Below are 11742 nucleotides of genomic sequence, written 5' to 3' on the forward strand. Positions count from 1 at the left end.
CCTTATGATTTGCCGGCCACCAACGCCGCCATGGTTTCGTGATCCGGTTGGCTATCGTCCCGGTCGGTGCTCAGGCTGAGGTAGCGGAATTTGGTATCTGCCGCTTCACGTTCGGCCTGCACCTGTCCGGCGATAAACACCGCATCGCTGCCGAGCAACAGGCGCAGCGGGGGTTCATCCAGCTCTGCGAGCTGCAAGATAACCTGCGCGGCCTTGGCCGGGTCGCCGGGTTGATGGCCATTATGCTGTTGCAAGTAGTCTAGCATGGGCCCAAGCGTTGCCTGATAAGCGGCGCTGACAGGAGCGATGGTCATTGATGAACCGGCCCAGTCGGTGCGGAAACCGCCGGGTTCAACCAGGGTCACTTTTACGCCGAAGGGCGCAATTTCTTTTGCCAGCGATTCGGAGAAACCTTCGACTGCCCACTTGGCCGTGTGGTAAGCGCTCAGGCCCGGCACGCCAAGGCGTGCGCCTATGGTGGAGATCTGAATGATATGGCCGCTGCCCTGTTGACGCAGCACCGGTAGCGCCGCGCGGGTGACGTTAAAAACGCCATAGAAATTGGTGTCGACCTGGGCGCGGAAATCGGCTTCATCGGCATCTTCCACCGGCGCGATGTTGCCATAACCGGCATTGTTGACCACCACGTCCAGGCGGCCGAAGCTGTCTAATGCAGCCTGCACCGCGCCTTTGGCCGCGCTGGCGTCGGTGACGTCCAGCGCCACGGTGACCACTTGTTCACCGTACTGTTCCACCAGCGGCTGCAGCTGCTGCGGTTGGCGTGCGGTAGCAACCAGACGGTGCCCGGCGGCCAGCACCGCCTGCGCCAACTGCAGGCCCAAACCGCGTGAACTGCCGGTAATTAACCATACCTGAGACTGAGACATAACCACCTTCCTGTACCTGCTTGTTGAGGAGGTTCTACTTTAGGAGGTTAGTCTGTGCGCGGATAATCCGATTGCGACAGAGTTTAATCCGATCGCGCCAATGTGTTTTCGCGCTCCGTCGAAGGTACCGGCATCAGCATTTGGATCGTCGCGCCGACCCGTAGCACCGCCTGTTCGATCTCTGACGTCAGTTTGGGCGCGTAGTTGATGCGCAGGCAGTTGCGGTATTTGCCGGAGGCGGAAAAGATGCTGCCGACGGCGATTTGCACGCCCTGTTGCTCCAAATGGCGATTCAATCGCAGGGTATCAAACTCTTCATCCAGCTCAATCCACAGCATAAAGCCGCCGCGCGGCTGGCTGACGCGGGTGCCGGGCGGGAAATACTTCATAATCCACCCGGTCATCACGTCCCGGTTTTGCTGGTAGCGGAGACGCATGCGCCGCAGGTGTTGCAGATAGTGGCCGTGACGGATGAATTCGGCAATCGCCAGCTGTGGCTGGGTGGCGGTAGAACCGGTGCCGATGTATTTCATGTGCAGCACGCGTTCCAGATAGCGACCAGGGGCAATCCAACCGATACGCAGCCCGGGAGCCAGCGTTTTGGAAAAAGAGCTGCACAGTAGCACCCGGCCGTCATCGTCGAAGGATTTGATGGTGCGAGGCCTTGGGTATTGGTAGGCGATATCACCGTATACGTCGTCTTCGATGATCGTCACATCGTAGCGCTGCGCCAGCATCAGCAAACGCCGTTTACGCTCCTCCGGCATAATGTAACCCAAGGGGTTGTTGCAGTTGGGCGTCAACAGAATGGTTTTCACCGGCCACTGCTCCAGCGCCAGTTCCAGCGCCTCCAGGCTGATACCGGTCAGCGGATCGGTAGGGATTTCCAGCGCCTTCATACCCAGCCCTTTCAGCGTCTGCATGGTGCCGTGGAAGCAGGGTGAATCCACCGCCACGATATCCCCCGGCTGACACACGGCGCGCAGGCCGGTAAAAAGCGCTTCGTGGCAGCCGGTGGTGATCACCAACTGGTCGGCGCTAATCTGGCAACCGGAATCCAGCAGTAGCCGGGCGATTTGTTCACGCAAGCTGATAACGCCTTGAATGCTGTCATAGAGCAGGCTGCGCAGATCGCCGTGACGGCCCATGGTGCCCAGCGCTTTGGTCAATGGCTTCAGCGTAGGTTCGCTGATATCCGGCATGCCACGGCCGAGCTGGATCACGTCTTCGCTCGGCTTATTACGGATCAGTTCCAGTACCTGCTCCCACTGCGAAATATCTACCGGCCGCTGCACCGGGCGGGTGACGGCGGGAAGCTCGGCCAGAGTGCGTCGCCTTTGTACGAAATAGCCGGATTTGGGGCGTGCTTCCACCAGATGGCTCTCTTCCAGCAGGCGATAGGCCTGTTGCACCGTGCTGATGCTGACGCCGTGTTCCAGGCTTAGCGTGCGGACCGACGGCAGACGATCGCCGGCCGGATAGAGACCCTGTTCGATGCGTTGGCTGAGGATCGCGGCCAGCGTGGCGTAGCGTGTCATACAGATACCCAAGGCGAGAGTGGTTAAGGAAAATACCGGTACAGATGAGAATAAATTAGACCATTCAGACAGGCAGAGACAGCTTTTGTATGGAAAAAATATCACCGCCGTGAATCTGTATTGTTTTTCGCCCGCACAGCATCATTGCCCCCGAGGCTGAATAGAAGGAGGAGCCCTGATGAGCGTTTCTGTCGAAAGCGAACCGGTACAACGCCGGGCGATATTTCCACTCTGGCGACTGTACCTGCAACGTTACCGCACCCGTAGGTGTTTGTTGCAGTTGGACGAAGCTCAACTGGCGGATATTGGCCTGTCACGCGCACAGGCAATGAAAGAAGGGCGTAAGCCTTTTTGGAGGGCGTAGATGTTGAAATTGCTGGGTAAGGCCTCGTCGATCAATGTGCGCAAGGTACTGTGGACCAGTCACGAGCTGGCGTTGCCGCTGACCAGAGAAGACTGGGGCAGTGGTTTTCGCTCCACACAAACCGCGGAATTTTTAGCCCTCAACCCCAACGGCCTGGTGCCGGTGTTGATTGACGGCGAACGGGTGCTGTGGGAATCCAACACTATTTGCCGTTATCTGGCGGGCCGGGAAGGGCGTCAGGATCTGCTACCGACAGAACCGGGCGCGCGGGCCGAGGTGGAAATCTGGATGGACTGGCAGGCTACCGAACTCAATAACGCCTGGCGCTATGTTTTTATGTCGCGAGTTCGCCAGGATGCCGCTTATCAGGACCCGCAGCGGCTGGCGGCGGCGGAACGGGAGTGGAACAGGTTAATGGGCATGCTCGAACAGCATTTGGCGCAGGGGAAAACTTATATTGCTGGCGCGACCTTTAGCCTGGCAGACGTGGTGATTGGGGTGTCGCTGAATCGTTGGTTGATGACCCCCTTTGTACGTCCGGATTACCCAAGATTGCAGGAGTATTGGCAACGGCTGAAACAGCGGCCGGGCTTCTTGCTGTACGGTGCCAACGGTTTGCCGTGATATGAAATAAAATATTCATTTTGGCTTGGTATCTCTGAGCAGAAGCCGCCGCGTACCTTTGAGACCGTCTCGTTGCATTCCCGTCTGCAAGGTTTCATGAACGGCATCACGGATATGAGTTTTATTTTCCTCTTTGCTTGTTATTGAAATTTATATTTCATATAACCGTACCGCAGATGGCGCGTTTCATTGAGTGGCGCGCTGACCAGATTACGGATACGGGCAACGGGAGAGGGTGATGAAACAGGTACGCGTTGGTTTAATTGGCACCGGCTACATTGGGCGCTGCCATGCTATTGCTTATGCGCAGGCTGCCACGGTATTTCCACTGAAGGGTGAACTGGTGTTGGAAATGCTGGCGGAAGTGACGCCGGAGCTGGCGCAGCAGCGCGCTGCGGAATTTGGTTTCTCTCGCTCGACCGCCGACTGGCGCCAGCTGGTGGCAGATCCGGCTATTGACGTGGTGGATATCTGCGCGCCAAATTTCCTGCATAAAGAGATGGCGCTGGAAGCGATTCGCCACGGCAAACACGTTTATTCTGAAAAGCCGCTGGCGTTGGACGCCAAAGACGCCGCTGAAATGGTGCAGGCCGCTCGCGCCAAGGGGGTTAAAACGCTGGTGGGTTTCAACTATATGAAGAACCCGACCAGCCAGCTGGCGCGCGAAATTATCGCCAATGGCGAGATTGGCGAAGTGGTGCATTTTTACGGCACGCACAATGAAGATTATCTCGCCGATCCGCGAACGCCTATCGACTGGCACTGTCGCAAGGCCACTGCCGGGTTAGGCGCGTTGGGCGATTTGGCGGCGCATATCGTTAACATGGCGCATTACCTGGTGGGTGATATCGTGGCGGTCTCCGGCGATATGCAGACCATCATCAAACAGCGCCCGGACGCGAAAGACCCTACGCTGATGCACCAGGTGGAAAATGAGGATCAGGCCAGCGCGCTGGTGCGTTTTGCCGGTGGCGCCATGGGCACCATCGAGACTTCACGCATTGCCTGCGGGCGCAAGATGGGGCTGACCTACGTGGTTACCGGAACCAAGGGCACGTTGAGTTACACCCAGGAGCGAATGGCGGAGCTGAAGCTGTATCGTCACGATGAGCCGGCGGAGCGTCAGGGGTTTAAAACGCTGTTGGCAGGACCGAAGCATCCGGATTACGCCGCCTTCTGTATTAGCGCAGGGCACGGCATCGGTTTTAACGATCAGAAAACGGTAGAGATCCGCGACCTGGTTAACGGCATTGCCGCCGGTGATCGTATGTGGCCGGACTTTGAGGAGGGCTGGAAAGTCTCTTGTGTTCTGGATGCGATAGCCGCTTCCGCCGAACAGCGGCGTTGGCTGGAAATCAACCGCGACTGATCCCAGGGACTCTGATGCTCGCAAGCTGCGAGCATCAGAAGTTAGTGGGTCAATAAGTTAATTTGTTACTAGCTTAATAAGTTGCCAGGCTAGTAACTTGGTGATTAAAAGGCAAAGCAAGAACAACCGAATGCGCCCCAAAAGGCATGGTCGTCTGAAACAGGAATGCTGGAACGGCGGGCGACGTCATGTTGATGCGCGTGCACGCCACAAGGGCCGCAACACTGGTGCGCCTGGCTCAGCACCCCGACTCGGGTCGCGGCTGAAGGGGGAGCAGAGCGATAATGCCCCGGCACCTGCGTTACCGGCGACCAGTCCGGCAGCACCGGGATTGCCGGCGGCGCCAGCGGTGAGAAACTACCGGCGGCGTAAACCACCTTGCCGTCCACCACCGTCATCACCGATTCAATCCCCTTGATCTGCTCCTCGGGGATGCTGAAATAATCCTGCGACAGCACGGCCAAATCGGCCAACTGACCGACCTTAATCTGCCCTTTCTTACCCTGTTCGGTTGAGAACCAGGCGCTGCCCTGGGTCCACAGCATCAGTGCCGTTTCGCGATCCAAGCGCGCACTGTCGTCGTACATCGCCATACCGCCAACGGTACGGCCGGACACCAGCCAATACAGCGCCGTCCACGGGTTATAACTGGCCACGCGGGTGGCGTCGGTGCCTAACCCAACCGGCAGTTCGGCCGCCAGCATTTTCGCGACCGGAGGCGTCTGTCCGGTGGCTTCTTTGCCGTAGCGTTCGGCAAAATACTCCCCCTGAAACGCCATTCGGTGCTGCACGGCAATGCCACCGCCCAGGGCTTTCACCCGTTCGATATTGCGTTCGGAGATGGTTTCCGCGTGGTCGAAGATCCAGTGCAGGCCGTTGAAGGGAATATCGCGGTTCACCTTTTCGAACACGTTCAGCATGCGGCTGATGGACTCGTCGTAGGTGGCATGCAGACGGAATGGCCAGCGGTGCTCGACCAGATGACGTACCACGCGCTCGAGCTCGTCCTCCGTCCCTTCCGGCAGATCCGGACGCGGCTGGAGGAAATCCTCGAAGTCGGCGGCGGAGAATACCAACATCTCGCCGGCACCGTTATGACGGTAAAAATCGGTACCCTGGCCCGGTTTCAGCATGTCGGTCCACAGTTGGAAATCTTCCAGCTCCTGCTTCGGTCGCTGGGTGAACAGGTTATAGGCGATACGCAGAGTCAGCTGTTTCTTCTCGTGCAGCTCGGAAATCACCTGATAGTCATCGGGATAATTCTGGAAGCCGCCGCCGGCGTCGATGGCGCTGGTCAGGCCAAGGCGATTGAGCTCGCGCATAAACTGGCGGGTGGAATTGACCTGTTGCTCAAGCGGCAGCTTTGGCCCTTTGGCCAGCGTGGCATACAGGATCATGGCATTGGGCTTGGCAATCAGCATTCCGGTTGGGTTGCCGTTGCCATCGCGCTGGATCTCGCCCCCCGGCGGGTTTGGCGTATCTTTGGTGTAGCCCACCACTTTCAGCGCCGCTCGGTTGAGTAAAGCGCGATCGTACAGGTGCAGAATAAACACCGGGGTATCCGGCGCCGCCTGATTGATTTCGTCCAGCGTCGGCATCCGCCGCTCTGCGAACTGGAATTCGGTCCAGCCGCCGACCACCCGCACCCATTGTGGACTGGGGGTGCGCAGCGCCTGCTCTTTCAGCATGCGCAGCGCGTCGGCCAACGACGGCACGCCTTCCCAACGCAGCTCAAGATTGTAGTTCAGACCGCCGCGTATCAGGTGCAGGTGCGAGTCGTTAAGGCCGGGGACGGCGGTGTGACCGTGCAGGTCAATCACCTGGGTTTCAGGCCCTGCGTGCTGCATAACGTCGTTTTCACTGCCGACGGCGAGGAATTTACCGTCGCGGATAGCGACCGCCTGAGCGGTTGGCGCCTCGCGATCGACAGTGTGAAATTTACCGTTGGTGATAATCAGGGAAGCGGTGTTAGTCATAACGTTCTCCAGGCAGGCCGCCTAACGGCGGGTGAGCCATTGATGAAATAGACGAGTCACTATTGGCATCCAGAGGTAAACCACCAGGGCGACTACGGTGGCGTCATTGAGAAAATGGCCGGCCAGCGTGCCGTTCAACGGTGGCCACAGTTTGCCCCAGACCCAAGGCACCAAGTTGGTGGATGGGAAAATCACCAGCAGGGTGATCAAAAACTGTTTCCACTGGGCGGGTTGGCGGGTATTGGCGCTCGGCGGCGTGAACCAGAATTCTGCACCGGGCCGAATTTCAATGCTGTCGCTCTCCAGCAGCAGCGGTGAAACCTCCTCGACGTAGCGTTTGCGCAGCGGTGAGTTAACCCACTGGGACAGATTGTCGAGGTTGTCAAAACGGACCAGTACGGTGTAGGCCTGTTCGTTGCCGCTGGGGCGGATCACGTTAACGCCCAGATGCCCGGTAAAGTTGGCGGCTTCGGGCATAATGCGTTTCAGCCAGGCCTCATAGGCCGCTTCCTGCCCAGGCGCCAAACGATGAGTGATGACTAACGTGACATGCTGCGGATGGGCCATAGCACCGACTCCAGAAAAACCCCGGCGATAAGGCCGGGGTTAAGGTTTATTTTGCCACTCGTGCCGGAGCGTGATGCACCATGGTGTAAGCGTAGTCAACGCCCATGCCGTAAGCACCGCTGTGTTCGCGTACCAGTTCCATAACCGCGTCGTAAGTCTCTTTACGTGCCCAGTCGCGTTGATACTCCAACAGCACCTGCTGCCAGGTGACCGGGATGGCGCCGGCCTGCACCATGCGGTCGATAGAACGCTCATGCGCATCCACAGAGGTGCCGCCGGAAGTGTCGGTGACCACGTAAACTTCATAGCCTGCCTCGAGCGCCATCAGCGCCGGAAAAGTCAGACACACTTCGGTCCACAGCGCGGAAATCACCAGTTTTTTGCGACCGGTAGCTTCAACGGCTTTTACGAAGGCCGCATCTTCCCAGGAGTTCATTGAAGTGCGTTCAATCGGGGTGATTTCAGGGTGAACCGCCAGCAGTTCTGGCCAGATATAGCCGCTGAAGCTTTCGGTTTCAACCGAGGTGAAAAGGGTGGGCACATTGAAAATCTTGCCGGCTTTCGCCAGACCGACCACGTTGTTTTTCAGCTGCTGGCGATCAATATTGGCCACGCCAAAAGACATTTGCGGTTGGTGGTCAATAAAAATTAGCGCAGAGTTGTCTTTGTCAAGTAATTGAAATTTAGACATGATTTACCTTCCCAGTAGGACTTCGGTTTAACAACGGGTGAATGTAACGCCGATAAACCGCATGGTAGGCAGGGGCTGATTTCAAAGATAGCGCAGAATTTTTGCCGTCTTGTTGAGTTTTTTTATACACGGAGGGGAGCGATGAGATTAAACCTGGAAGCATTACTGATTTTGGATGCGCTTGACCGGCACGGATCCTTTGCGGCCGCGGCCGCCGTGCTGTTTAAAACGCCGTCTGCGCTGAGCTACATGGTGCAAAAACTGGAGAACGATCTCGATATTACCCTGCTGGACCGCTCCGGGCATCGGGCGAAATTTACCGATACCGGCAAGCTGATGCTGGAAAAGGGCCGGGTGCTGTTGCGCGCGGCGCAGGATTTGGAGCAGCAGGCACGCTATGTGGAAAATGGCTGGGAAAGCGAAATTACGCTTGGCATCGATGCTTCATTTCCCTTTGAACGTCTGTTGCCGCTGATTGAAGAGTTTTATCAGCAGAATCACCATACCCGGCTGCGCTTTAGTCATGAGGTGCTGGCGGGATCCTGGGAGTCGCTGGTTTACGGCTGTGCGGATATTATTGTTGGTGCGATTTGTGAACCCCCGTCGCGGGTAGGCTATGCTTTTAGTCAGTTGGGGCGGCTGGACTACGTGTTCGCCGTCGCGTCGCAACACCCCCTGGCGATGATGACTGAACCCTTGCCGAAGGCGGAGATCCGCCAGCATCGAGCCGTGGTGGTGCGCGATACCTCAAGGGTGAATGCACCGCAGAACCTGAATATCCTTGAGGAGCAGGACACCTTGACGGTATTCGGCTTTGACGCCAAGTTGCGGGCGCAACTCAGCGGTCTAGGCTGTGGTTATTTGCCGCGCTATCTGGCCGAACCTTACCTGAAAAGTGGGGAACTGGTAGCGAAAAATGTTGAATCGGAGCGCTGCAGCGATGTCGCCTATTTTGGCTGGCGTGAGAATAACGCCGGCCTGGCGTCCAAATGGTGGCGTGAACGCTTGCAGCAGTGTGCCGATGCCGGGAGCCTGTACCCGGCATCTTGATGCCCCGCCTTTGTGCGGTACGACAAGGATGCAGAACGATGAGAACAGGGATGTGGTTATGGGGAGCGCTGCTGCCGTTGCTGGCTGGCTGCAATACGGACGCGCATAGCGCCGCGGTGGCAGAACCGAAGAGTCAGGTGGTTGCCGGCTCGTCGGCACCGCTTGAACACGGCACGTATCCGGAAAGAATGCGTCGTGCCATTACGCAAGAAATGCCGACGCCCGGCAAATATAAGTCTCAAACTTGCTCAATCAGCATTCATCTGTTGCCGGACGGTTCATTGAAGGATTTCAAGGTGCTGGAGGGCGATGCAGAGTTATGCGCAGCGGCGAGCCAGGCAGTACAGCGGGCCAAACTGCCGAAAATATCCAGTCAGACCGAATACGCCTTATTCAACAGCTCGGTGCTGGATTTTGTGCCCTGACGTCGGTGACTGACCGCATTGAATGAGCTCGCGAGTGTGCTGGGCATCAAAAGTACGGCATAAATAGCTGATTTTTAACTTTGCTTTACCGCTTTCGTTATTTTGAGCGCCTGCGCTGCTCGCAGATACTGAGGAAAATGACCCACAGCGAGCCGCCGCATGTCCTCAGCCAAAAGCCACAGCCACTATTTACATTCTGCACAACGCCTTTGGATCCAACAGCTTAACCAGCGCTGGTATTGGCGATGCGAGTTACCAACCTGGGGCATCATGGCGGCGGTGTACGGCGGCTGGTTTGGCGTGGTGCACTACTGGCAGTCGCTGGGGCCGTGGCTGGGGGGGCCGCTGCTGATTTTGCTGGCCACCTGGTATATGTCGTTGCAGCATGAGCTGATCCACGGCCATCCGACGCGTTGGCCTCGTATCAATCAACTCTTTGGCCTGCTGCCGCTGGCGGTGTGGTATCCCTATGGCCTGTATCGAGATTCGCACATTCAGCACCACCGCAATGAGCATTTAACCGACCCGCATGAAGATCCGGAAAGTTATTACTTCAGCCTGGCGCAGTGGCAGCGCTTTCCCAGACTGTTTCCGCTGTTGGCCAAAGTGCGCAATACGCTGTTCGGGCGGATTGTATTCGGTCCGGCGCTGGATATCGTCGCGACGGGGGTTAATGCGCTGAAAGCGATTGCCGCCGGTGAACTGCGCACGTTGGTGATGTGGTTGGTGCATCTGCTGCTGCTGGCGGCAGTGCTGGTTTGGCTGAAGCAACATGGCATTGGGGCGGCGTTTTACCTGTTGGCGATCGGCTATCCAGCGCTGGCGCTGACCAAGGTAAGATCGTTTTTTGAGCACCGCGCCGTTGAAGCTCCTCAGGCACGTTCTATTATTAATGAGGCGGCTTGGCCGTGGCGGCTGCTGTTTCTCAATCTGAACTATCATTTAGTTCACCATGATCTCCCCGGCTTGCCGTGGTACGGTTTAAGGCAGGTGTATCTGGCGGAGCGCAGTGCCTACCAGCAGCGCAGCCAGGGATTTGTGGTTCAGGGCTATGGCCAATGGGTCAGCGAATACGCCTTTACCCCGGTCGCCGTTGAGATTCATCCGTTTAACGCCGGCGAGCCGCTAAAGGAAGTTCAGGGCGAAACCGAAGCCTGGCCGGCGGAGACTTTTATCGTGCGATGGAAACGCGCGTCTCAGGATTTTCCAATCGATCTGGCCAAATAGCCGGAAAATACACAACAAGAGGAAAAAGTATGGCAATCACCCCATTACGTGGTCGCGTTTTCGCTTTGGCACTGGGTTTACTTGCTGCGAGCATCGGCGTGGCGCAGGCGGCCGATACGGTGCGCGTGGGCTCAAAAATCGATACCGAAGGCTCGCTGCTGGGCAACATTATCGTGCAGGTGCTGGAGTCCAACGGCATCAAAACCACCAACAAATTACAGCTCGGTACCACCAAGGTACTGCGCGGGGCGATCACCTCCGGCGAGATTGACATTTACCCGGAATACACCGGCAACGGCGCATTTTTCTTCTCCGATGAAAAAGACCCGGCGTGGAAGAACGCCCAGGCCGGTTTTGAGAAGGTCAAAAAACTCGATTACGACAAGAACAAGATTGTCTGGCTGGATGCTTCGCCGGCCAACAATACCTGGACTATCGCCATCCGTCAGGACGTGGCGGACGCCAACCACCTGAAGACGCTGGCCGATCTGGGTAAATGGATCAACGGCGGCGGCAAGTTCAAACTGGCGGCTTCGGCGGAATTTATCGAACGCCCGGACGCGCTGCCGGCATTCCAGAATGCCTATGGCTTTAAGCTGAACCAGGATCAGCTGCTGTCGCTGGCCGGAGGGGACACGGCGGTGACCATCAAAGCGGCGGCGGAGCAAACCTCCGGCGTGAACGCGGCCATGGCTTACGGCACCGATGGCCCAGTGGCGGCACTGGGGCTGCAAACGCTGGAAGACCCAAAAGGGGTGCAGCCGATTTACGCACCGGCACCGATCATTCGTGAGGCCGCGCTGAAACAGCACTCCAATATCGCCGAACTGTTGAAGCCGGTCTTTGCAACGCTGGACGGCCCGACGCTGCAAAAACTCAATGCGCAGATCGCGGTGGAAGGTCAGGATGCCAAACAGGTTGCGGCCGCTTATCTGAAAGAAAAAGGATTGGTTAAGGGATAGCGCTGATGCTCCCTCTCTCTCAATGGGAGAGAGGGAGAACAGGGCCCATTGACTATGGAGCC

The 11742-nt window shown here is 57.4% G+C and carries 12 protein-coding genes; 7 read left to right on the forward strand and 5 right to left on the reverse strand.

The features are described 5' to 3' along the window. Positions 1–2: 2 nt before the first annotated feature. Both LQ945_RS20605 and LQ945_RS20610 read right to left on the reverse strand, forming a co-directional pair. Complete coding sequence (locus LQ945_RS20605) at positions 3–887, reverse strand: oxidoreductase (protein ID WP_270101612.1); 885 nt, start codon at positions 885–887, stop codon at positions 3–5. A gap of 83 nt (positions 888–970) precedes the next feature. Then, positions 971–2425 carry a PLP-dependent aminotransferase family protein gene (locus LQ945_RS20610; RefSeq protein ID WP_270101613.1) on the reverse strand — a complete coding sequence of 485 codons (1455 nt, stop codon included), beginning with the start codon at positions 2423–2425 and terminating at the stop codon, positions 971–973. Positions 2426–2603: 178 nt separating this feature from the next. Between LQ945_RS20610 and LQ945_RS20615 the strand changes: the two genes are divergently transcribed. From LQ945_RS20615 to LQ945_RS20625, 3 genes are all read left to right on the forward strand, one after another. Beyond that, complete coding sequence (locus LQ945_RS20615) at positions 2604–2789, forward strand: DUF1127 domain-containing protein (protein ID WP_269934282.1); 186 nt, start codon at positions 2604–2606, stop codon at positions 2787–2789. Further along, positions 2790–3413 (forward strand): glutathione S-transferase family protein, encoded by a 624-nt coding sequence (locus LQ945_RS20620; protein WP_270101614.1) that lies wholly within the window; start codon positions 2790–2792, stop codon positions 3411–3413. Between the two features lie 238 nt (positions 3414–3651). Then, positions 3652–4782, forward strand: coding sequence for a Gfo/Idh/MocA family protein (locus tag LQ945_RS20625; protein WP_044549154.1), 1131 nt, complete (start codon positions 3652–3654; stop codon positions 4780–4782). 104 nt (positions 4783–4886) lie between these two features. Here LQ945_RS20625 and LQ945_RS20630 read toward each other — a convergent pair whose 3' ends face one another. The 3 genes from LQ945_RS20630 to LQ945_RS20640 are packed head-to-tail and all read right to left on the reverse strand — an operon-like array spanning position 4887 to position 8016. After that, a complete protein-coding gene (locus LQ945_RS20630; protein ID WP_044549155.1) occupies positions 4887–6758 on the reverse strand; it encodes an amidohydrolase in 1872 nt (623 codons plus the stop codon). A gap of 21 nt (positions 6759–6779) precedes the next feature. Next, a complete protein-coding gene (locus LQ945_RS20635; RefSeq protein ID WP_044549157.1) occupies positions 6780–7325 on the reverse strand; it encodes an antibiotic biosynthesis monooxygenase in 546 nt (181 codons plus the stop codon). Positions 7326–7371: 46 nt separating this feature from the next. Further along, positions 7372–8016 (reverse strand): hydrolase, encoded by a 645-nt coding sequence (locus LQ945_RS20640; RefSeq protein ID WP_020825867.1) that lies wholly within the window; start codon positions 8014–8016, stop codon positions 7372–7374. 141 nt (positions 8017–8157) lie between these two features. On the opposite strand from LQ945_RS20640, the gene LQ945_RS20645 reads away from it, so the two are divergent. From LQ945_RS20645 to osmF, 4 genes are all read left to right on the forward strand, one after another. Then, positions 8158–9066, forward strand: coding sequence for a LysR family transcriptional regulator (locus tag LQ945_RS20645; protein WP_044549159.1), 909 nt, complete (start codon positions 8158–8160; stop codon positions 9064–9066). Between the two features lie 38 nt (positions 9067–9104). Beyond that, the gene (locus tag LQ945_RS20650) at positions 9105–9491 is read left to right on the forward strand and encodes a cell envelope integrity TolA C-terminal domain-containing protein (protein ID WP_044549160.1); all 387 of its coding nucleotides are present in this window, start codon (positions 9105–9107) and stop codon (positions 9489–9491) included. A gap of 159 nt (positions 9492–9650) precedes the next feature. Then, entirely contained in the window at positions 9651–10718 is a 1068-nt protein-coding gene (locus tag LQ945_RS20655; protein WP_044549161.1) for a fatty acid desaturase, read from the forward strand. A 29-nt stretch (positions 10719–10747) separates the two neighbouring features. After that, positions 10748–11680 (forward strand): ABC transporter substrate-binding protein, encoded by a 933-nt coding sequence (gene osmF, locus LQ945_RS20660; RefSeq protein WP_270101615.1) that lies wholly within the window; start codon positions 10748–10750, stop codon positions 11678–11680. Positions 11681–11742: the final 62 nt, after the last annotated feature.

The sequence above is a fragment of the Serratia liquefaciens genome, from assembly GCF_027594825.1.
GTDB classification, from domain to species: Bacteria; Pseudomonadota; Gammaproteobacteria; order Enterobacterales; family Enterobacteriaceae; genus Serratia; species Serratia liquefaciens_A.